The organism is Nevskia soli DSM 19509, from assembly GCF_000711955.1.
Taxonomy (GTDB): Bacteria; Pseudomonadota; Gammaproteobacteria; order Nevskiales; family Nevskiaceae; genus Nevskia; species Nevskia soli.
The window spans coordinates 1-20,931 of sequence record NZ_JONR01000053.1; the positions used below are offsets into that span (position 1 = coordinate 1).

The window sequence follows — 20,931 nt, forward strand, 5'->3', positions numbered from 1 at the left end:
GCTCGTGTACATTCAGTACACCACGCTCCTCGCGCCTTGCCCTGCGTCAAAGGGCAAACCGCGGCAGGGCTTGGAATTGATCAGAGGCTCCCTAGCGTATAGCGCGGGATCCAAACCGCCCCCGGCGGCAGGATGCAGGTTCCAGGGTGGCGCCTGCCTTATCATAGCGGCCATTTTCCCCGGTCCGTTTCGTGAGTCAGCCCGCTTCCCTCCAAGCCCAGTTCGACCTGGTTCGCCCGCAGCTGCTGCTGCGCGACGCCGCACGCCTGGGGCGACAACTCGGCGCGGCAAAGGCCAATCCGAAATTCGACACCGCGCGCTTCGAACGGGATGTGCGGCAGGCCTTGCTCGCGGCGGAGAACCGGGCGACGCTGCTCCCGGCTTCGATCGCCTACCCGGCCGAGTTGCCGGTGGTGCAGGCCAAGGACGAATTGCTGGAAGCGATTCGCGATCACCAGGTAGTGGTGATCTGCGGCGAGACCGGCTCGGGCAAGACCACGCAGCTGCCGAAGCTGTGCCTGGAATTGGGGCGCGGCGTGCGCGGGCTGATCGGGCACACCCAGCCGCGGCGTCTGGCGGCACGCAGCGTGGCCAATCGCATCGCCAGCGAGCTGAACACCAAGGTCGGCGAGCTGGTCGGCTACGAGACGCGTTTCGACCGCCGGGTATCGGAGCGCTCGCTGATCAAGCTGATGACGGACGGCATCCTGCTGGCCGAACTGCAACGCGACCGCGAGCTGCCGGCCTACGACACCATCATCCTCGACGAGGCGCATGAACGCAGCCTCAACATCGACTTCCTGCTGGGTTGGTTCAAACGGCTGCTGCCGAGGCGGCCGGAGCTGAAGCTGATCATCACCTCGGCGACACTGGACCCGGAGAAGCTGGCGCGGCATTTCTCGTCGCCTTCCACGAACGGCGGCAATGAGATGATTCCCGCGCCGATCCTTCTCGTCGAGGGACGCGCGTACCCGGTGGAAATGCGCTACCGCGAACCGGATCCGGACGACGACCTGGAGGGACAGGTCAGCGCCGGCATCGAGGAACTGTGGCGCAGCGGCAGGACCGGCGACACGCTGGTGTTCCTGCCGGGGGAGCGCGAGATCAACGACCTCGCCCGCTCCCTGCCCGGGCGTTTTCCGCGCGCCGAGGTGCTGCCCCTGTACTCGCGGCTGCCGGCGGAGAAACAGGACAAGGTGTTCTCTCCGCGCGGCGGCGTGCGCATCGTGCTCGCGACCAACGTGGCCGAGACCTCGGTGACGGTGCCCGGCATCCGCTACGTGGTGGACACCGGCACGGCGCGCATCAACCGCTTCTCGCCGCGGCTGGGCGTACAGCAGCTGCAGATCGAGCCGATCTCGCAGGCGGCCGCCAACCAGCGCTCCGGCCGCTGCGGGCGCGTCGGACCGGGCATCGCACTGCGCCTGTACGAGGAAGAGAATTTCACGCAGCGGCCGCTGTTCACCGATCCGGAAATCCGCCGCGCCAACCTGGCCGGGGTGATCCTGCAGATGGCGACGCTGGGCCTGGGCGACGTCGAGGACTTCCCCTGGCTGGATGCGCCGGAAGGGCGCCACGTGGCGGAAGGCTATCGGCTGCTGCAGACGCTCGGCGCGCTCGACGAGGAACGCAGGCTGACGCCGCTCGGCCGCGAGCTGGGACGGTTGCCGCTGGACCCGCGCATCGCGCGCATCGCGCTGGCCGGGCGCGGCACGCCCTGCCGCGAGCAGGTGTGGATACTCGCGGCGGCGTTGTCGGTGCAGGACCCGCACGAGGTGCCGCCGGACGCCCAAGCCGCGGCGCGCGCGAAACATGCCGAGTGGCAACATCCAAAATCCGATTTCTACACCCTGCTGAACCTGTGGCAGCGCTGGCGCGAGTGGAGCGACAGCGGCTCCAACCGGCAGTTGCGGCGCCTGTGCAAGGAGCACTTCGTTTCCTACCTGCGCATGGAGGAGTGGGAGTCGGTTCACAAGCAGATCGTCGATATGCTCGGCGGCAACGGGCAGCAGAGGCAGCGGCAGAATGCCGCCCTGCCCGCTAATGCAAACCGCGCCGCGCAGCACAAAGGGCAAGACACGGATTCGGGTGTCACCGTTGCAAATACGCCGACGACGCCGCAATCGCTGGAAACCCTCTATCCGCCGCTGCACAAGGCCCTGCTGGCCGGCCTCATCGACCACATCGGCCAGAAGCAGCCGGAGAACACGGACTACGTCGGCCCGCGCGGGAGGCGCTTTCGCATCTTCCCCGGCTCGACGCTGGCGAAGAAGGCGCCGCCCTGGCTGATGTGCGCGCAACTGGCGCAAACCAGCCAGCTGTTCGCCCGCGTCAATGCTTCGATCGATCCGGAATGGCTGGCCGACGTGGCGCCGCATCTGGTCAAGCGCGTGCTGCAGAATCCGGAATGGAACGCGCAGCGCGGCATCGTCACGGCGATGGAGACGGTGACCCTGTTCGGTATGCAGGTACTGAAGCGCTGGCGGCATTACGGGTCGGACGAGCCGGCTGCGGCGCGCGTCATCTTCATCCGCGAGGCGCTGGTGCGCGGCGACATGCCGCGGCAGCCGGCCTTCCTGGAGAAGAATCTGGCGCTGATCGAGACGGTGCGCGACAAGGAAGCGCGGCTGCGGCGACCGGACCTGCTGGCCGACGAAGGCCAGTTCTTTGCCTTCTACGATGCGCTGATCCCCCCGGACGTCTGCAGCACGGCGGGCCTCAACAGCTGGCTGCGCCGTCTCGGCGCGGGCCAGAAGCCGGGTGAAGGCGGCAAGGCCGCGGCGCTGCTGCGCATGGGCGAGGCCGACGTATTGAAGCCGGGCGCCAACGCCGACGTGTCCGCGCAGTTTCCGGATCAGCTCGACCTGGCCGGGCAGAAGATCAGGCTGAGTTACTCCCACGATCCCGGCAGCGACACGGACGGCGTGACCTTTCACATTCCGATTGCACAACTGTTCGCCCTGCCGGCGACGCGCTTCGACTGGCTGGTGCCGGGATTGCTGCCGGCGAAGATCGAAGCCCTGATCCGCACGCTGCCGATGCAGCTGCGCCGCCTGTGCACGCCCGCCGCCGAATACGCCAACGCCATCGCGGCGAGCACCGGGCCGCAGGACGGAGAATTGCTGGCGGCGATCTGCAAGCGCTTCCACAGCATGAACGGGGTGACGCTGACGCCCGCCGACTTCGCGCCGGGCAAGCTGGAAGCGCACCTGCTGCCGCGCCTGCTGCTGGAGGACGCGAACGGCGCTCCGCTGGGCGAAGCGAACACACTCGCGGCCCTGCAGCAACGCCATGGCGGCGCCGCGCGCAGCGAACTGGGGCGTCGTGCCGCGAACAGCGAGGAAGCACGGCGCTGGACGCGCGAGACGGTGCTGGACTGGGATTTCGGCGCATTGCCGGAGCATGTGGAAATCGACGGTGCGCGAGCCTACCCGGCATTGAGTGTGAACGAAGGCCGCATCGCCCTGCGGTTGTTCGAATCCGCCGACGCGGCACGGCAAGCCCACGAGGCAGGTGCACAGGCCTTGCTGCTGGCGCGGGTGGCCGACCGCCTGCGCGATCTGGCGAAGACCGCGCGCAGCCGTCTCGGCATTTCGCTGGCACAAACCGGACTGAGTGCGGAGGCGCTGGCGCTGCAGGTGGCCGAGCGCGCGGCGCGGGCCTACTGGGAGCCGGCGACGATCCGCGACGAGGCGGCGTTTCGCTCGGCGCTGGAGCGGCGCGGCGAGTTCGGCCGCGAGGCCGCGGCGCGCATGGATGATGTCTGTGGCTGGCTCATTGCGGCGATGGACCTGCGCAAACGCCTGGATACCTCGGCCAAGCCCTGGCCGGAAGCGGCAAGCGATCTGCGCAAACAGCTGCAGACCCTGTTCGCGCCCGGCTTCATCGCCGGGATTCCCGAGGAGAGCTGGGCGCGCGTGGCGGTTTACCTGAAGGCGGCCTCGATCCGGCTGGACCGCTTGCCGCACAAACCACAGCGGGACCTGGAAATGACCAGGCAGATCCAGGCGGCTTCGCAACAACTGCCCGGGCCATTCCACACGGCGCGCTGGGTGGTCGAGGAATGGCGCGTGGCCCTGTTCGCGCAGGAGTTGCGGGCAGTCGGATCGCCGAACGCTTCGAAGGTGCAGGCGGCACTGGCTGGTTGATTGGCGGACGCGCGGCGCTTTCCCATGGCCCCGCTTAACTGCGATGATTGCGCTCATTTCCCCCTGCATCGCGGAGCACCATCCATGCAGCAAGCACCCTTCCCCACCCCTGCGGAAGCACGCGCACTGACGGCGCGGTTCAATGCAGGCGGCGATGCGGCGGCACTGGAAAGCACGCTGTGGGAGTTGCGCGCCGCCGGCCTGCAGCTGATCGACACGCGCGCCGAGCTGGCCTGCCGCTGGGTGGATGTGCGCGAACGGCCGGTGCCGCCGGAGGCCGACACCATCATCCGCACCTTGACGCGAACCGTCGGCGAGCAGTCGTGGAGCGCGACCTACTGGCTGGAAGGTCTGCGGGCGCCCGCGATGCCGGGGCCCGGTGGATGAGGATCGTTGTGCGCGGTGATGGCGCGGCGGCTGGCGGCCAGGGGTGCCGCTTCGTCCAGATGCACCCCGTCTCCGTCGGCCTGGACGCCTAGCGCCTTCCATAGCGCCTCCAACGTTTCGCGGCCCGGCATGGGCGTATCGCCCATCTGGTGGTACAGATCGGTCAACACCGGCACGCCGGTGGCCCGGTCGCCGACTTCGAAAATGCGCTGCACCGACCAGTCCTGGCGGATGTTGCCGCCGGCGGCGAGCACGCCGCGCAAGGCATCCTGCAGGCCCTTGCGGTTGCCGGTGCGCTGGCGGATTTCGACGTCGGCAAGCAGGCAGAACAGGGCACCGCCCCAGTAGGTGCGGCCCCAGGTCGGCGTATGGTCGAGGCCGCGGTCGCCCTGCGCGGGTAGCCCCTTGCGCATGCCGTGCAGCATGTCTGCCCAGATGCGCGGCGCATCGAGATCGCCCCGCTGCACGCGGGCAACAGGCTCGACGTAGGTGGCGATGCCCTCTTCCAGCCAATGGCTGTTTTCCGGCACCGAGGGCACGGACAGGTGCACCATCTCGTGGGTCATGGTCCAGTCGTCGTCGAGCGTGGCCGCGTCGACGTCGCGGCCCAGGCGGATGACGATCAGCGGCTGGCCGTCGTCGGCATCGCCGTACGTGGTACCACCACGTACGGCGATGCCGCTCTCCGGCTTGATGACGATGCGCACACGGCTGACGGGGAAGCGGCCGTAATAGGTGCGCACGGCAAGGGCGGCGCGTACCGTCCAGTCGCAGATCCGCGGGGCGCCAACCGCAAAGGTGGATGCGTCGTAGCTCAGGGACAACTCGGCACCGCCTGCCTGGAAGCGTGAGCCCGCGACACAGGCTGCTACGGTCCGCACTTCGGTGGAAGACTCGGGCGGCTGCGCGGCATGTGCAGGAAACGACAGGCTCGCCCAGAGGATCAGGGGCCATCCGCGGCGCAGGAGGATTCGCATGCAATGCAGGATACGCAGATTCCCGCTTGTGGGCAGGGAAAGCGGGATAGGCCTACCCCGCCGCCTCTAGGGAGCCTCTGATCAATTCCAAGCCCTGCCGTTGCCCCCCCATTTTGTGCCAGGCAAGGCGCGAGCGACGAAGTGTGCTGAAGCACATGAGGAGCGAGCAACGCAGCCTGGTGCAAAATGGGGGGCAACCCTTCGGGCGGCTTGCCCTTTGACGCAGGGCGGCGTTGCTCGTCGCTCGTGTACATTCAGTACACCACGCTCCTCGCGCCTTGCCCTGCGTCAAAGGGCAAACCGCGGCAGGGCTTGGAATTGATCAGAGGCTCCCTAGGCGCGCTGCGCCAGGGCCTGCAAAGCCCGTGCGTGGTCTTCGGGCAGGTCGATATCCAGCGCCGCTTCCGGCAGCGCTACCGTGACCACCGCGTCGCGGTGTGCTTCCAGCACTTTGCGCGCGCCCTTGGCGCCCGAAAGCTGCGCCAGCTCGGCGTAGAACTCCGCCGGGAACAGACAGGGCGGCCCTACCGTTTCGCCATGATCGCTCACCACGATGCGCCGTGGTTCGGCGAGGTGCCGATCGATCAGGCGCCGCAGCTGCGGCGCGCCGACCATGGGCTGATCCACCAGGCACAGCAGGCTGGCCACCGGCGGCGCGAGCTGGCGCGACAGTTCACGGAAGCCGCGGGCGATGGACTCGCCCATGCCCAGGTCCCAGAACGGATTGTGCGCCAGCCGCACCGGCAGGCCGCGCAGCGCGCCGGAAACCAGTTCGGCATTGGCGCCGGTGACCACGATCAGTTCGGCGCGGCACTCCAGGATCGCTTCCGCCGCGCGCCGTACCAAGGTCACGCCGTCGATCTCGGCGAGTTGTTTGGGGCTGCCGAAACGACTGGCGGAGCCTGCGGCGAGCAGCACCGCGGCAAGGGGCTGAGCGGGCATCAGTGGATCGGCCCGAAGCTGGCGCTGAGGGAGGTACCAGCACGACCGGTGGTGACAGCGAGGATTTCCGCGGCGATGGCGAGGGCGATCTCTTCCGGCGTTTCCGAACCGAGGTCGAGGCCGGCCGGGGCATGCACGCGCGGCGGCGCGGCCTGGCAGCCTTCGAGCAGCTTGCCGGCGCGCTGGCGCGAGCCGATGGCGCCGATGTAGGCCAGCGGCGTGGGCAGCAGCTCGCGCAGATACTCGATGTCGCGCTCGAGGTTATGGGTCATGACCACGGCGAAGCTGCGGCTGTCCAGGCTGACGCGCTGCGCGACCTGACCCGGCTGGGCGCTGACCAGCCTGGCGCCGGGCGCGAGGGCAGCAGGAGGCTGCTGGCCATCGCGGTGATCGACCAGGGTCACGTCCCAGCCGAGGCCGCGGCCGATGCGCGCCAGGGCCAGCGAGGCGGCGTTGATGCCGACCAGCACAGCCGCGTAAGGCGGCAGCAGGGTTTCAAACAGCACGTCAACCGGGCCCTGGACGGATTCGAAGCCCTGCACATGCGGCCGCTGGCCATGGCGCGCGGCGCCGCCGTGCTCGATGAGGGCGGCGGCGAACCCGCTGTCGCCGAATTCGTCGTGCAAGGTTGCGCCGCTCCATACCAGGCGCCGCGGGCGCGGGCCCAGCACGCTGCCGTTGCGGGCAAAGGCGGTGGCGAGGAAGCCGGGGACGCGCGAGGCGATGCACTGCTCCACCGCGCCGACGAAACCCAGGTCGGAAGGCCGCGCCAGCGGTTCGATCAGCACTTCCAGTTCGCCGCCGCAGCCCAGTTCGATCAGGGCGTCGAGGCCGTTCTCCCGGTCGTAGCGGACGATGCGCGCGGTGCCGGCGCCGATCACGTCGTAAGCGCGGGCGATGATATCGGCCTCGGGACAGCCGCCGGAAAGACCGCGCACGATGGTACCGTCGCCGCAGACCAGCATCCGCGCACCGGCACGGCGGAAGGTGCTGCCGTGGGTGCGCGTCAGCGTGGCCAGGGCCGCGCCGCCGGCGAAGCCCTGGTGCTCAAGCCGCTTGAAGCCTTCCAGCAGTACGCCGAATTCCTGCGGTGTATTCATGCGGCCACACCGTTCCGCCCCACTCCTGGACTCATGCGGTGAGCTGGTCGGCGATCGGCAGCTTGCGGATGCGCTTGCCGGTGGCGGCGGCGATGGCGTTGACCACCGCGGGCGCGATCGGCGGCGTGCCGGGTTCGCCGACGCCGGTGGGCTTCTCCGCCGAGGGCATGATGAACACTTCCACCACCGGCATTTCGTTGATGCGCAGCGGCAGGTACTGGTGGAAGTTGGACTGCTGCACCACGCCGCCGTCGAGGGTGATGGCGCCGTGCAGCGCGGCGGTGAGGCCGAAGCCGATGCCACCCTGCATCTGGGCGACGATGATGTCCGGATTGATCGCCAGGCCGCAGTCGACGGCGCAGACCACGCGGTCGACCTTGAGGCTGCCGTCGGACTTGATGGTGACCTCGGCCACCTGGGCGACGTAGGTGTTGAAGGACTCGTGCACGGCGATGCCGCGGCCGCGCTTCTCACCGGCGGCGCCCGGCTTCAGCGGCTGGCTCCAGCCGGCCTTGTCCGCCACCAGTTCCAGCACGCCCTTGAGGCGCGGCGCCTTGCCGAGCATGGCGCGGCGGTATTCGTAGGGATCCTTGCCGGCGGCCGCGGCGGCTTCGTCGATCAGACCCTCCTTGACGAAGGCGTTGTAGGAATGGCCGACCGAGCGCCACCACTGCACCGGTACGCCGATGTTGTCCGGCGTGCTCAGTTCGACCTTGACGTTGGGAATCTCATAGGCCATGTCGGCGACGCCCTCGACCGAGGTGGCATCGATGCCGTCCTTGACCATGAAAGCCTCGAAGGCGGTGCCCTTGATGATGGACTGGGTCACCGTATGGTGATGCCAGGCGACCAGCTGGCCGCCGCCATCCAGCGCCAGGCGCGCGGTATGGAACGTGGCCGGGCGGTAGTAGCCGCCGCGGGTGTCTTCCTCGCGCGTCCACACCATCTTCACCGGCACCTTGATGCCCTTGTCCCAGGCGGCCTTGGCGATGGCGACCGCTTCCAGCACGTAGTCGGCCTGCGGGTTGGCGCGGCGGCCGAAGCTGCCGCCGGCGTAGAGCTGGGTGATCGACACTTTGTCCGGCGAGATGCCGAGCAGGGCCGCGACGGCGCCCTGATCCGGCGTGTGCATCTGCTCGCCGTTGACGATCTCGCAAGCGCCCTCGCCGAGCTTGACCACGCAGTTGAGCGGCTCCATCGCCGAGTGCGACAGGTAGGGCGTCTCGTACTCCGCCTCGATCAGCTTGGCCGGCTTGGCCAGCGCCGCGGCGGCATCGCCGTCCTTGCGCGCGACCAGGCCGTCCTTCTTCGCCATCTCTTTGTACTGCGCCAGGATCTCGGCGCTGCCCAGCTTGAAAGCCTGGCTCTCGTCCCACTCGATCTCGAGGGCATCGCGGCCGCTGCGCGCGGCCCAGGTGTTCTTGGCCAGCACGGCAACGCCGGCGAAGCGGTGAGCGCTGCCGCCGAACTGCACCACTTCGACCACGTTGGCAATGGCCTTCGCCTTGGCTGCATCGACGCTCTTCGGCACGGCGCCGAAGCGCTGCGGATGGGCCACCACCGCCACCAGCATGCCAGGAGCCTTGTAGTCCTGGGTGAACATCGCGGTGCCGTTGGTCTTGTCGACATGGTCCTTGCGATGCAGCTTGGGCTGGCCGATCAGCTTGAAGGTCTTGGGATCCTTCAGCGCCACGTCCTGCGGCACCGGCTGCTTCGCCGCGCGCTCGGCCAGCTGGCCGAAAGTGGCCTTGCGGCCGGACTTGGCGTGCACCACACCGTTGACCACGGTGATGGTATTGGCCGGCACCTTCCATTCGTCCGCCGCGGCGGAGACGAACATGGCGCGCGCGGCAGCGCCGGCCTTGCGCATCTGCTCATGCGAGTTGGCCATGGCGGTGCTGCCGCCGGTGAGCTGGATGCCCATCATCAGGTTCTTGTACTTGGCGACGTCGGCCGGCGCGCCTTCCACTCTCACCTGGGTCCAGTCGGCGTCCAGTTCCTCGGCCAGCAGGGTGGCGAGGCCGGTGAAGGTGCCCTGACCCATCTCCAAGTGCTTGGAGATGACGGTGACGGTGTTGTCCGAGCCGATGCGCACGAAGGCGTTCGGCTCGAAGTTGACCGGCGCCAGCAGGTCGGCGCCGCCATTGCCCGGCGCGGCCGTGCCCTTGTCGGCGAAGGCGTCGCCGACATAGATGCCCAAGGCCAGCCCGCCGACGCCCTGGATGAAGCGGCGGCGGCTTTCGTTGACGAGGAAGATCTGGTTCATGGAGTTCTCCTCAGGCGCTCAGGGTGCCGGCGGCTTCGTGGATCGCCGCGCGGATGCGCACATAGGTGGCGCAGCGGCAGACGTTGCCACTCATGGCGGCGTCGATATCGGCGTCGCTGGGCTTGTGGTTGGACTTGAGCAGGGCGGTGGCGGACATGATCTGGCCGGACTGGCAATAGCCGCACTGCACCACGTCGAGCTTCTGCCAGGCGGCTTGGACGGCGTGGCCGACCTTGTCGGCGCCGACGGCTTCGACGGTGGTGATCTTCTTGCCGGCGGCGGCGGCCACCGGGGTGACGCAGGAGCGGATGGCCTGGCCGTCGAGGTGCACGGTGCAGGCGCCGCACAGGGCCATGCCGCAGCCGTACTTGGTGCCGGTGAGGTCGGCGACATCGCGCAGGAACCAGAGCAGGGGCATGGACGGATCACCGTCGTAGGAATGGCCCTTGCCATTGATGGTCAACTGGATCATGAAAGCACTCCCGGAAAAGGAGCCCCGGCCGGTGTTTCGCGGCCACGGCTCATGCGTAGCTGCACGTGCACCTCGCAGCCGATCCGAAAGACTGTCGGCTGCCCGACGCGCGTGACAGATTGTGGATATTGATGGGGCGCTAGCCTGATCCAGACATGGGCGCTTTGCAAGCGCAATGCGGGACGGGACGGGCCTTGTACCGGATGGGACCCGCCACGACGGAATGCCGTAGGGGGCTCCCAAGAAAAGCCGACCGAACGCTCGTGCCGACAAGGCCTTGCCTGCGCCAGATGAAAGGCCGATGCAAGCAACGGGGCGCAGTATTCTTGGATTCCGTCTTTTACAGAATTGCCCGGAACACTGTGCATGCAGATGCGGAGGAGTGGACCGAGGCGACCAAACATGAACTTTGCGTCATGAACCGCCGGATGGCCGTGGTTTTGTGCGCCGGGTCAAGGTTTGCGGCGGCAACCATGGCAAGTTGAGGCTAGAATTATTTTTAGCGGCTTGGGCTTGCCAGTAAATGCCGCCCCAAATTCTCAGGAGAAACAGCATGAAAAAGACGGCGCTTATCTTGTTGGCCGCGAGCGCGCTCAGCGCCTGCGGCGGCAGCGACGGCAGCAACGGCGGGTCCAGCAGCTCCGGCAGTTCCGGTGGTTCCAGCAGCAGTTCGAGCAGCTCCGGCAGCGGCTCCTCCTCCGGCAGCGGGTCGAGCAGTTCGGGCGCCGCGGCGCAGGGCCTCTACTGCGGCTCGTTCACCGCCTCGGTGGCCAGCTCCTCCTCCAGCGGCAGTTCTTCCTCCGGCTCCAGTTCTTCTTCGAGCTCCGGCGCCGGCATTTCGAGCGCACTCACCTTCTGCGGCGGCACCGCCTCCTCCCCGGTCTTCTTCGGCATGGTGGAAGCCGACGGCACTGCGGTGTTCTTCACCAAACAAAGCAGCAATTTCGTGCTGTATGCGCCGGACCAACTCACCGATGCGAGCTTCTCGGTTCCGGTCACGGCGTACGGCCTGAACGGCAGCACGGTCGGCGGCACGCCCGGCGGCACCGACAACGGTACCTTCAAGGGTTCGGCCACCACCAGCACCGGCCTGAGCGGCAGCACCACCAATCTGAGCGGCACCTTCACCGATGCCTCCAACAATATCGTCGGCTTCCTGGCCGCTTCGAATGCCGCCGCGTGGAACCGGGCCTCATCCCTGGCAACGGTGGCGGGCAGCTATAGCGCCACCTTCATCGTCGGCGGCACCACCTACACGCCGACGCTGACCATCGACGGCACCAGCGGCGCGATCAGCGGCTCCGACAGCACCGGCTGCACCTATGGCGGCAGCGTGGCCACGCCGGATACCGCGCATAACGATTACACCGTGTCGCTGACTTCGAGCTGCCTCTCGGGCCAGACCTTCAACGGCATCGGCGCCTTCTTCCCGGCCGGCCTGACCAATCCGAATGGTGTTTTGAGCAAGGCCGAGCTGAAGGTGGGCCTGACCGGCGGCAGCACCGGCATCTACCTGAACCTGACGGCGACCAAGTAGGACGCTTGCCGGGCCGCTGCCGCGGCGCGGCTTCTACAACCGGGATTTCCCTTGCGGGAAGTCCCGGTTTTTTTATTGGCGGCGGATCAAGGCTGCGATGCGTCGCGACGCGGGGCTCAGGCTTTCCTGCGAACCAGGGCCATGCGGATCAGGGGGCGCAGCACGCCGATGATGCTGAAGTACAGGGCGCCCGCGACCAGGGCGCGATAGGGCTGGGTCTCCCATTCGCCGCCGCCGCTGAAGCCGGCGGCCTGGATCACTTCCGGGGTGACGCCGTGGGCCGGCCATTCCATCGTCACCGAGGCGCCCACGGCGCCGAGGTAGCAGGCGACGCTGGCCGCCCAGCTGCTCATGGCGACCCATTGCAGCTGTTCGCGGTCGTCCCTGGGGGAACTGGTCCAGATGGCGATGCCGCGGCCCAGGGTCAGCCAGAAGAAGGCGCCGAGCATCCACCAGGCGCGCATGCCGAAGGCGTAGCCCGCGATCATCAGCAAGTAGAGCGAAGCCAGCCCGGCGAGATAGAGGCTGCGTTTCGCGCGCGAGACGCCGCTGTACAGGATCACGGCGAAGAAGCCGCTGGCATGCACCACGAAGAATTCCAGCAGCATGGTGGCGACGCCGTTGGCGACCCACTGCGCGCCGGTGAGATCCGTGCGCATCCAGATCAGGAGGAAGCCGGCCGCGGTGAGGAGATCGGGGATTGCGGAGAGCCAGGCCATGGGAACAGCTTAATCTGCGGGCCGCGCAGCGAACGCCCCCTGTTACAGGGGCGCCCGCCTAGCGCGCCGCCGTCACCGTGACCTGCACCTGGCTGGCACCGGCATTGTTCATGACCCGCAGCAGGCTCGCGCCCGCGGCGGAAACGACCTGAGCACCCTGCACGCTCACCTGGTAGCCGTTCGGGTACTGCCGCGCGGGCAGGAAGATTTCGGTGGGCGCGGTACTGCTGCGCGGAACATAGGTGAGGGAGAAGGCCTTGCTGGTGGTATCGAAGCTCATCGCCTGCGGCGTGCCGGCGATGGCCTGGGCGTAGGGGCGGATCAGCAGGTCGGCCTTGGGCGCCTTGAGCGTACTCAGGTCGGTGTCGTCGCTGAACAGGCTTTCCGCGCCGGCGGCGCCGGTGGGATCGCCGAAACTCTTGTAGGACCAGTAGGTCCAGCCGACGAGATGCTGGTCGGCCAGCCTGGTGACGCGGCCGATGTCGCCGAGATCGTCGCTGGCGCCGAACTCGGTGAGCAGCGAGGTGGCGCCCATGGCGGCGCTCTGGGTCGCGGCGTTGCCGGCGGTGCGCGGTTCGAGGATCGCGCAGTCGGGCAGGTCCGGCAGGCCGGTGGACGACAGCAGTTCGGCGGAGCAGTAGGAATGCCAGGACAGGCCCAGCGCGGGATCGTCGATCTTGCCGAAACGGCTGGGCGCTCCGAAATCGAACAGCTGCTGCGGCTCGAAGAAGGCGAAGTGGCTGGTGTCGGCGGAACGCACGCCGGCCAGCGCCTGCTGCTGGAATTTCTGCAGGGTGGCGTCGAACAACGGGCAGTCGATTTCGAAGCAGGTGGCCCACAGGGTGCCGGGCCAGGGCTCGTTGAACAGGTCGTAGCCGAGCAGGAAAGGCTGGTCGCGGAAGCGCGTCGCCGTGGCGGCCCAGGCGGCCTGGTACTGGTCCCAGATGCCGCCGTGGTTGGCCCACAGCTTGTCGTAGGCGCCGTTGAGCGCAAGGCTCAGGAACTCGTCGAGGGGAAAGCCGTAGTGGGCGTCGTTGGGCAGCAGGCTGGGTGATACCGCCCAGTCCGGGAAGCCCTCGCCCTGGAATTTCTCGTTGTACTGGTCCTGGTGGAAATCGAGCAGCACCCAGATGTGTTTCGCCGCGAGCAGCTGCACGGTGTTGTCGACCTGGTCGAGATAGTTCTGGTCGATGACGCCCTGCTGCGGCATCACGCCGGCGAACAGCACGCCGAGCCGGACCACGTTGAAGCCGTTGGCGGCGAGGAAATCGGCGTCTGCCGCGGTGAAGCCCTGCGCCGTTTGCGGGATGTAGTAGGGCTTGAGCTTCCACACCGCGTTGACGCCGTGCAGCAGCACCACGCGGTTGTCGGCATCGACCATGAAGGCGCCGTCGCGGTGCAGCGCCGCGCCGGAGGTCGAGAGGGTCTGCGCATTGGCGGAACTGGCCGCGGATGAAGCGCCGTCGGAGCCAGCGGAAGACCCGCAGGCCGCGAGCCATACCGACCAGAGCACGGCGATCGCCGTGGTCATGCGGGCCTGTCTCATTTCTCCCCCGAGCGGCTTTTATAGTGGATTCATCCTAATGACGGTCGCATCCGGTAACCCCGTCCCTTCAGACTAGCCGGACGGAGACGGGTAACGGCGTATAGCGATCTGCATGGTGTTTTTCACCATGCGTGCCATGCGTGCCATGCGTGCCAAGGTTTTTTGTTGGCACGCATGGTGAGGGGTTGCGCGAGTGACTCAATGTCATTCGCGTGGCACCGACGAATTCGCCGGGAGCGAATTCGGACCGCCGGAGGCGGGCCCGAAGGGCGCGTCTCAGGGATGAGACGCGCAACGCCCGGCCATGGATGGCCGGGCCGGGGGGAAATCTGCCGAGGTCTCGCCAGGGATGGCCGTTGCGAGTTCGCGCTTGGCCCCTCGATACACCCGCTTCGCGGGCACTCGGGGCGAACGGAGGTTGGGGTTCAATCAGGTAAAAAGCGCCCCTCACCCTAACCCTCTCCCCACTACGTAGGGAGAGGGGACTGTCCGGTGTGATTCCAGGATTTTCGCGCTATGCCTGAATGCCGGTTCCAGCCTTGCAGGACCCTTGACAATACTTGCCCAGGCAACTATTGTTTGAGCAGATATAGCCGGAGCAAGCATGTCCCCGCCCCCGAAACAGCCGTACTACACCGTCGAGAACCTGGAGCCGATGCGCAGCTTCGGTTTTCTCATCAAGCGCTGCGGCACGCTGATGTCGCTGCTGGCGGAGAGCCGGTTCGAATCGCAGCCGATCTCCTTCCTCCAGTTCATGGTACTGATGAAGCTGCGCTTCCAGCCGCACATGTCGGCGACGCAGCTGAGCTGCGAGATCGGCCACGACATGGGGGCGATGACCCGGGTGGTGGATTCGCTGGAGCGCGCCGGCTTCGTGCGGCGCGAGCGCAGCCAGCAGGACCGCCGCGCGGTGGAGATCGCCCTCACACCCGAAGGGCGGCGCCAGGCGGACGGCTCGGTGCACATCCTGGTGGATGCGCTGAACGAACTGGCGGAGCCGTTTACCACGAACGAGATCGAGATACTGATCTCGCTGCTGCAACGCATGCTCGGGCGCCTGCAGGAACATGCCGACGCGCAGCCGGCAGCGCGCGCCGAGGCGGAGAAGCCGGCACGGCACAGCAAGGCCGCGGGAGGCAAATCATGAAGGCATTCAAGCTGACGGCCGGCGCCCTCGCCGGTGCCACCCTCGCGGCCTGTACCCTGGGACCAAATTTCTCGCGGCCCGAGGCGCCGGCTTCGGGCGGCTATGCGGTGAAAAGCGCGCCGGCCGCGGGTGCGGCCCAGGGCGTGATCTACGGCGGCGAGGTGGCGGACAGCTGGTACCAGCTGTTCCATTCCGAGGCGCTGAACGCGCTGGTGCGCGATGCGCTGGCCAACAACCCGGACCTGGAAGCGGCGCGCCACGGGCTGCTGGCGGCGCAGGATGAGCTGAAGGCGGTATCGGGCTCGGCGCTGCCGCAGATCACGTCCAGCGGCGGCATCGACCGCACACATATCAACGGCAGTTTCCTCTATGCGCCGGCGAGTTCGCTGACGGCGACGGCCAACCGCTATTCCATCGGCCCGAGCCTGGCCTACAACCTCGACGTGTTCGGCGGCGTGCGCCGCTCGATCGAGTCGCAGGCGGCGGCGACGGCCAACGCGCGCGACCAGGCGTTGAACACCTACGTCACCCTGGTGGACCAGGTGGTGGTGACGGCCTTCGGCTATGCCGCAACGCAGGCGCAGATCGAGGTGACGCATGCGCTGATCGACGAGTTGCAGGCGCAGCTCGACCTGACGCAGAAGCTGGAGTCGGCCGGCAAGATCACGCGCAGCGACACGCTGCAGGCGCAGACGCAGGTGGAGACCACCCTCGCCACGCTGCCGGGGCTGGAGCAGCAGCGCGACGTCTACCGCAATGCCCTGGCCCAGCTCAGCGGCAGGACGCCGGACGATTTCAACATGCCGGTGCTGGGCCTGAAGGACTTCACCCTGCCCGACCGGCTGCCGCTGTCGCTGCCGTCGACGCTGGTGCGGCAACGGCCGGACATCCTCGCCGCCGAGGACAGCCTGCACCAGGCCAGCGCGCAGATCGGCGTGGCCCAGGCGGCGCGCCTGCCCTCGCTGACCTTGTCGGCGCAGTACTCGCAGCAGACGACCAAGCTCAACGAGCTGTTCACCCAGCCGGGCGGCATCTGGTCCTTCGGCGCCGACTTCACCGCGCCGCTGTTCAACGGCGGCAGCCTCGCGGCGCGCGCGGACGAGGCGAAGGAACGTTACAAGCAATCGCAGGCCAGCTACCGCAGCACGGTGATCGGCGCTTTCGTCGAAGTGGCCAATGCCCTGCAGGCGCTGCAGCACGATGCGGACAGCTATGCGGCGCACGGCCGCGCCCTGCAATCGGCGGCGGCCAGCCGCGACCTGGCGCTGGCGCAGTACCGCGCCGGCAAGTTCAACGAGCTGCAGGTGCTGACGGTCGAGCAGCAGTACCAGAACGCGGCGCTGAGCCAGGTGCAGGCCGACGCGCAGCGCTTCACCGACACCGCGACGCTGTTCCGCGCGCTGGGCGGCGGCTGGTGGAACGCGCAGCAGGATCCTTCCTCACTGCCGGTGGCGGTGAACGACACCAAGACCATGACAGGCGCGCCGGCACAGCCCGCGGCCAGCACCCCCTAGGAGATTCCCATGAGCGCACAAGAACACACCGAAGCCGCGCCCGCCAAGCGCAGCCGCACGCCGCTGCTGGTGCTGGCGGTGGTGGCGATCATCGCCGCCGGCGTCGGCATCTATTTCTATATCGCCGGCATCGGCCATGTCACCACCGACGATGCCTATGTCGACGGCAACCTGGTGCGGCTGACGCCGCAGATCGGCGGCACGGTGACCGCCATCAATGCCGACGAAACGCAGTTCGTGCAGCAGGGACAGCTGCTGGTGCAGCTCGACCCGCGCGACAACGAGGTGGCGCTGGCGCAGGCCCGCGCCAGCCTGGGGCAGACGGTGCGCGAAGTGGCGCAGCTGTTCGCCAACGAGCACCGCGATGCGGCCACGGTGAGCGCGCAGCAGGTGCAGTTCACCCAGGCCAGCCAGGACCTGGCGCGCGACCAGACGCTGGTGGCGGTGCACGGCGTGTCGGCGGAAACCCTGCAGCACGACCAGCACACGCTGGCCAGCGCCCGCGCCGGCCTGGAGCAGGCGCAGGCGACGCTGGCGGCGACGCGCGCGGCGATCTCCGGCACCACGCCGCAGGATCATCCGCGCGTACTGCAGGCCGAGGCCAGCCTGCGCAACGCCTGGCTGGCGGCGGCGCGCACGCGCGTGGTGTCGCCGGTGTCCGGCTACGTGGTGCGCCGCGCGGTGCAGCTCGGCCAGCAGGTGACGCCGGGCACCGAGATGCTGGCCATCGTGCCGGTGGAGTCGATGTGGATCGACGCCAATTTCAAGGAGAACCAGCTCAGCGGCCTGCGCATCGGCCAGCCGGTTCGGGTTTCGGCCGACATGTACGGCTCGCACGTGGAATACCACGGCAAGGTGCTGGGCCTGACCCCCGGCACCGGCAGCGCGCTGGCGGTGCTGCCGGCGCAGAACGCCTCCGGCAACTGGATCAAGATCGTGCAGCGCCTGCCGGTGCGCATCGGCCTTGATGCGCAGGAGCTGGAGCAGCATCCGCTGTTCCTCGGCCTGTCGACCAATATCGACGTCGACGTGCATAACGCCGACGGCGCCGCGATCTCGAAGCAGGCGGCGTGGCCGTCGGCGCTGAGCACCGACGTCTATGCCACGCAGGATGCCGGCGTGGAAGACGAGATCCGCAACATCGTCAGCCAGAACCTGGCGCAGCCGGTGGCGGGCGCGCAGGCGGCCGCCACCCGGGGCGCTCCGTGAGTGCAGTGCCGGCACGCAGTGCCGGCGCCGTGGCAGCCACACCCTGGCTGATCGCGCCGGTCGTTGCACTGGCCGCGTTCATGGAAGTGATGGACATCTCCATCGCCAACGTCTCGCTGCCGCACATCGCCGGCGATCTGTCCTCCAGCCAGGACGAGTCGACCTGGGTGCTGACCAGCTACCTGGTGACCAATGCGGTGGTGATGCCGATCTCCGGCTGGCTCTCCAATACCTTCGGCCGCAAGCGCTTCTTCCTGGCCTGTATCGCCGGCTTCACCGCCAGCTCCCTGCTCTGCGGCCTGGCGCCGAACCTGGCGACGCTGATCCTGCTGCGCGCCATCCAGGGCGCCACCGGCGGCGGCCTGCAGCCGGCCGGACAGGCGATCCTGGCCGACAGCTTCCCGCCGGAGAAACGCGGCATGGCGACGGCGATCTACGGCATCGCCACGGTGTTCGCGCCGACCATCGGTCCAACGCTGGGCGGCTGGATCACCGACAACTACAACTGGCGCTGGATCTTCCTGATCAATGTGCCGGTGGGCATCACGCTGTTCTTCCTGGTGACGGCGCTGATCCAGGAGAAGGGCGCGGCCGTGGTGGACAAGGCAAAGAGTTTCTCGGTGGACTGGTTCGGCTTCGGCTTCATCGCGCTGAGCCTGGGCTGCCTGCAGGTGGTGATGGACCGCGGCCAGCAGGACGACTGGTTCGCTTCGCACTTCATCACCATCCTGAGCGTGATCGCGGCGGTCGCCTTCGTCCTGCTGATCTGGTGGGAACTGCGCCAGAAGGAACCGATCGTGGACCTGCGCCTGCTGCGCGATCCCGACTTCGCCGTGTCGTTCGGATTGATGCTGATGCTGGGCTTCATGCTGCTCGGCAGCACCTTCCTGATCCCGGCCTATGTACAGAGCCTGATGGGCTACCGCGCCGTCGATGCCGGCATGGTGCTGACGCCGGGCGGACTCATCACCCTGGTGCTGCTGCCCCTGGTGGGGCGCTCGATGAACAAGGTGGATCTGCGGATACTGGTGGCGATCGGCCTGATCATCGGCGGCTCCAGCCTGCTGTGGATGACGCATTTCTACCTGGAAATGACGTTCCGTCAGATCATGCTGGCGCGCATGGTACAGGGCGCCTCGCTGGCCTTCCTGTTCATCCCGATCAATGCCATGGCGTTCCGCAGCATCACCAAGGACAAGACCAACAATGCCTCGGCCCTGATCAACCTGGCGCGCAACTTCGGCGGCAGCATCGGCATTTCCTTCATGTCGACCATGCTGACGCGGCGCGAGCAGTTCCACCAGAGCCGCCTGGTCGAGAGCCTGCAGTCGATGAATCCGGCCTATCCCGATTTCGCCAGCCAGGTCGGCAATGTGATGGGCGGCGGGGCAAACGGGGCAAGCACCCTGGCCAACATCTACCAGGGGGCGGTGCAGCAGGCGACGCTGCTGTCCTATCTCGACGACTTCAAGATCCTGGGCATATTGTTCCTGGGCATGCTGCCGCTGCTGTTGCTGGTGAAGGCGGGCAAGGGCGGCGACGGGCCGGTGCCGGGGCATTAGTGGACATCCTTGTCCAAGCCGCCGGATATTAGCGGACATCCTTGTCCAAGCCGCCGGATATTAGCGGACATCCTTGTCCAAGCCGCCGGTCATCCATGACCGGACTGTTGAAACAAGCGGCTTGGTCTTCTAGCGGGCCGTGAAGAACTGCCAGAGCGCCAGGGTGGCGTCGAGGTTTTGCGTGGTCGGGCCGAGGTAGGCGCGGTCGACGATGCCGGTCTGGTTGCCCGGCCAGGTGTGGCCGCCGCCGGTAATGGTGTAGAGCGCCACGGCGCTGCCGTTGGCACAGGCCGTGTTCTGCAACAGCTGAACGGTGGTGCCGTCGCTGACGGCGGCCGGAATGCTGTTGGTGGCACCCGCGCCGGTGCAGCTGTTGTAGGTCTGCCAGTTGGCGTAGGCCTGCTGCGCGCTGAGCAGGATGGTGAACAGGCCGTTGTACGGCACCACCAGGTCGTCGGTGCCGTTGAAGAATACCGCGGGCACCGCGCGCGAGGGTTTGCACAGCGGCACCATGACGTCGCGCTCGGTGGCGGCGATCATCGCGGCGCCGGCGAGCAGGTCGGCCCGATCGCAATTGACCCGCTCCACCATGAAGGCGCTGTTGGAATAGCCGGCCGCGTAAACCTTGCTGGTATCGACGCGGTAGCTGGAGCCGGCGTCGGCGATCACCGTGGCGAGGAAGCCGACGTCATCGGTGGTCTGCAGCGGGTTCGCGGGATTGTCGGCCCACTTGCCGCTGAGGCTGGTGGCTGGAATGATGACCCAGGCGCCGTAGCTGGCGGCGATGCGGCCGGCGCGGGTGAGGTTGGCCATGAACACCGGGGTGCCTTCCGGGTAGGTCAACATCAGCAGCACCGGCGGATTGGCCGAGGTCGCGGTGGCCGGGGTGATGTAGAGCACCTGGCGCTGCTGGCCGCCGAAGCTGATGCTCCTGGTGAAGGCGACGGTGCCCGGCGTCGGCGTCAGGCCGCTGACGGCGCCACTGCCGGAAGAGCCGCTTGAAGAGCTGCTGCCGGAGGAACTGCTGGAAGAGCCGCTGGAAGAACTGCCGGACGAGCTGCCCGAGGAACCGGAGGCGCCGGACGAGGCATCGACGCCGGAGGAGCCGCCGCCACAAGCCGCAAGAGACAGTGCGGAAACAAGCAGCAGCAAGGCTGCCGTACAGCGGAAAGTTACGCCCGACATGATCGACCCGGTTGAACGAGGGAGGGCCCGGACAGCGGCGGCTCAGCGCACCATGGTCCAGGCCCGGAAAGTTTTTTTATGTGGCGCAGACCTGCACCAACAAATCCAGCGCCGCGAATTATAGGGGGCCGCGGCCGTTTTCCCCATCGCAGCGCAGCCGCAGGCCCCTTGCCATGCGGCCAATCGGCAGGTTTCCCGCGATTTTTTCGGGGCATAAAAA

General features: G+C 67.6%; 15 protein-coding genes. 7 read left to right on the plus strand and 8 right to left on the minus strand.

All coding sequences use genetic code 11. The features are described from left to right. The first annotated feature begins 191 nt into the window (after positions 1 to 191). Both hrpA and BP26_RS0120550 read left to right on the plus strand, forming a co-directional pair. Positions 192 to 4,148: an ATP-dependent RNA helicase HrpA gene (hrpA, locus tag BP26_RS0120545; RefSeq protein ID WP_051749234.1), complete on the plus strand. Its 3,957-nt coding sequence runs from the start codon at positions 192 to 194 to the stop codon at positions 4,146 to 4,148. A gap of 84 nt (positions 4,149 to 4,232) precedes the next feature. Further along, positions 4,233 to 4,535: a hypothetical protein gene (locus BP26_RS0120550; RefSeq protein WP_029922438.1), complete on the plus strand. Its 303-nt coding sequence runs from the start codon at positions 4,233 to 4,235 to the stop codon at positions 4,533 to 4,535. Here BP26_RS0120550 and BP26_RS0120555 read toward each other — a convergent pair. The 5 genes from BP26_RS0120555 to BP26_RS0120575 all read right to left on the minus strand — a co-directional run bounded on the left by BP26_RS0120555 (position 4,484) and on the right by BP26_RS0120575 (position 10,292). Beyond that, positions 4,484 to 5,512, minus strand: coding sequence for a gluzincin family metallopeptidase (locus tag BP26_RS0120555; protein ID WP_051749235.1), 1,029 nt, complete (start codon positions 5,510 to 5,512; stop codon positions 4,484 to 4,486). The genes BP26_RS0120550 and BP26_RS0120555 overlap by 52 nt on opposite strands. 333 nt (positions 5,513 to 5,845) lie before the next feature. Then, on the minus strand, positions 5,846 to 6,454 hold the full coding sequence (locus tag BP26_RS0120560; protein WP_029922440.1) for a nucleotidyltransferase family protein: 609 nt from the start codon (positions 6,452 to 6,454) through the stop codon (positions 5,846 to 5,848). Beyond that, the gene (locus BP26_RS0120565) at positions 6,454 to 7,554 is read right to left on the minus strand and encodes an XdhC family protein (RefSeq protein WP_029922441.1); all 1,101 of its coding nucleotides are present in this window, start codon (positions 7,552 to 7,554) and stop codon (positions 6,454 to 6,456) included. The genes BP26_RS0120560 and BP26_RS0120565 overlap by 1 nt, the downstream gene beginning before the upstream one ends. 31 nt (positions 7,555 to 7,585) lie before the next feature. Then, a complete protein-coding gene (locus tag BP26_RS0120570; protein ID WP_029922442.1) occupies positions 7,586 to 9,820 on the minus strand; it encodes a xanthine dehydrogenase family protein molybdopterin-binding subunit in 2,235 nt (744 codons plus the stop codon). Between the two features lie 10 nt (positions 9,821 to 9,830). Continuing rightward, positions 9,831 to 10,292, minus strand: coding sequence for a (2Fe-2S)-binding protein (locus tag BP26_RS0120575; protein WP_029922443.1), 462 nt, complete (start codon positions 10,290 to 10,292; stop codon positions 9,831 to 9,833). A 553-nt stretch (positions 10,293 to 10,845) separates the two neighbouring features. Here BP26_RS0120575 and BP26_RS27905 point away from each other — a divergent pair. After that, complete coding sequence (locus BP26_RS27905) at positions 10,846 to 11,829, plus strand: hypothetical protein (protein ID WP_029922444.1); 984 nt, start codon at positions 10,846 to 10,848, stop codon at positions 11,827 to 11,829. A 116-nt stretch (positions 11,830 to 11,945) separates the two neighbouring features. On the opposite strand, the gene BP26_RS0120585 is transcribed toward BP26_RS27905, so the two are convergent. Together BP26_RS0120585 and BP26_RS0120590 are read right to left on the minus strand one after the other, a co-directional pair. After that, positions 11,946 to 12,548 carry a hypothetical protein gene (locus BP26_RS0120585; RefSeq protein WP_029922445.1) on the minus strand — a complete coding sequence of 201 codons (603 nt, stop codon included), beginning with the start codon at positions 12,546 to 12,548 and terminating at the stop codon, positions 11,946 to 11,948. A gap of 58 nt (positions 12,549 to 12,606) precedes the next feature. Beyond that, positions 12,607 to 14,079: a cellulase family glycosylhydrolase gene (locus BP26_RS0120590; RefSeq protein ID WP_029922446.1), complete on the minus strand. Its 1,473-nt coding sequence runs from the start codon at positions 14,077 to 14,079 to the stop codon at positions 12,607 to 12,609. 619 nt (positions 14,080 to 14,698) lie between these two features. Between BP26_RS0120590 and BP26_RS0120595 the strand changes: the two genes are divergently transcribed. The 4 genes from BP26_RS0120595 to BP26_RS0120610 are packed head-to-tail and all read left to right on the plus strand — an operon-like array spanning position 14,699 to position 19,526. Further along, entirely contained in the window at positions 14,699 to 15,241 is a 543-nt protein-coding gene (locus tag BP26_RS0120595) for a MarR family winged helix-turn-helix transcriptional regulator (protein ID WP_051749236.1), read from the plus strand. Beyond that, positions 15,238 to 16,755 carry an efflux transporter outer membrane subunit gene (locus BP26_RS0120600; RefSeq protein WP_051749237.1) on the plus strand — a complete coding sequence of 506 codons (1,518 nt, stop codon included), beginning with the start codon at positions 15,238 to 15,240 and terminating at the stop codon, positions 16,753 to 16,755. Before BP26_RS0120595 ends, BP26_RS0120600 begins: the two co-directional genes overlap by 4 nt. A gap of 9 nt (positions 16,756 to 16,764) precedes the next feature. Then, positions 16,765 to 17,964 (plus strand): HlyD family secretion protein, encoded by a 1,200-nt coding sequence (locus tag BP26_RS0120605; protein WP_051749238.1) that lies wholly within the window; start codon positions 16,765 to 16,767, stop codon positions 17,962 to 17,964. Then, positions 17,961 to 19,526, plus strand: coding sequence for a DHA2 family efflux MFS transporter permease subunit (locus BP26_RS0120610; protein WP_036517537.1), 1,566 nt, complete (start codon positions 17,961 to 17,963; stop codon positions 19,524 to 19,526). The genes BP26_RS0120605 and BP26_RS0120610 overlap by 4 nt, the downstream gene beginning before the upstream one ends. Positions 19,527 to 19,655: 129 nt before the next feature. Here BP26_RS0120610 and BP26_RS0120615 read toward each other — a convergent pair whose 3' ends face one another. Beyond that, on the minus strand, positions 19,656 to 20,711 hold the full coding sequence (locus BP26_RS0120615) for a CE1 family esterase (protein WP_169740755.1): 1,056 nt from the start codon (positions 20,709 to 20,711) through the stop codon (positions 19,656 to 19,658). Between the last annotated feature and the right edge of the window lie 220 nt (positions 20,712 to 20,931).

What these genes read in the sequence shown, in the direction of transcription:
- BP26_RS0120565 (WP_029922441.1), bottom strand. Translation starts at nt 7,554, where the DNA reads ATGAATACACCGCAGGAATTCGGCGTACTGCTGGAAGGCTTCAAGCGG.
- BP26_RS0120585 (WP_029922445.1), bottom strand. Translation starts at nt 12,548, where the DNA reads ATGGCCTGGCTCTCCGCAATCCCCGATCTCCTCACCGCGGCCGGCTTC.
- BP26_RS0120590 (WP_029922446.1), bottom strand. Translation starts at nt 14,079, where the DNA reads ATGACCACGGCGATCGCCGTGCTCTGGTCGGTATGGCTCGCGGCCTGC.
- BP26_RS0120550 (WP_029922438.1), top strand. Translation starts at nt 4,233, where the DNA reads ATGCAGCAAGCACCCTTCCCCACCCCTGCGGAAGCACGCGCACTGACG.
- BP26_RS0120560 (WP_029922440.1), bottom strand. Translation starts at nt 6,454, where the DNA reads ATGCCCGCTCAGCCCCTTGCCGCGGTGCTGCTCGCCGCAGGCTCCGCC.
- BP26_RS0120595 (WP_051749236.1), top strand. Translation starts at nt 14,699, where the DNA reads ATGTCCCCGCCCCCGAAACAGCCGTACTACACCGTCGAGAACCTGGAG.
- BP26_RS0120570 (WP_029922442.1), bottom strand. Translation starts at nt 9,820, where the DNA reads ATGAACCAGATCTTCCTCGTCAACGAAAGCCGCCGCCGCTTCATCCAG.
- BP26_RS0120605 (WP_051749238.1), top strand. Translation starts at nt 16,765, where the DNA reads ATGAGCGCACAAGAACACACCGAAGCCGCGCCCGCCAAGCGCAGCCGC.
- BP26_RS0120555 (WP_051749235.1), bottom strand. Translation starts at nt 5,512, where the DNA reads ATGCGAATCCTCCTGCGCCGCGGATGGCCCCTGATCCTCTGGGCGAGC.
- BP26_RS0120575 (WP_029922443.1), bottom strand. Translation starts at nt 10,292, where the DNA reads ATGATCCAGTTGACCATCAATGGCAAGGGCCATTCCTACGACGGTGAT.
- BP26_RS0120600 (WP_051749237.1), top strand. Translation starts at nt 15,238, where the DNA reads ATGAAGGCATTCAAGCTGACGGCCGGCGCCCTCGCCGGTGCCACCCTC.
- BP26_RS0120615 (WP_169740755.1), bottom strand. Translation starts at nt 20,711, where the DNA reads ATGTCGGGCGTAACTTTCCGCTGTACGGCAGCCTTGCTGCTGCTTGTT.
- BP26_RS27905 (WP_029922444.1), top strand. Translation starts at nt 10,846, where the DNA reads ATGAAAAAGACGGCGCTTATCTTGTTGGCCGCGAGCGCGCTCAGCGCC.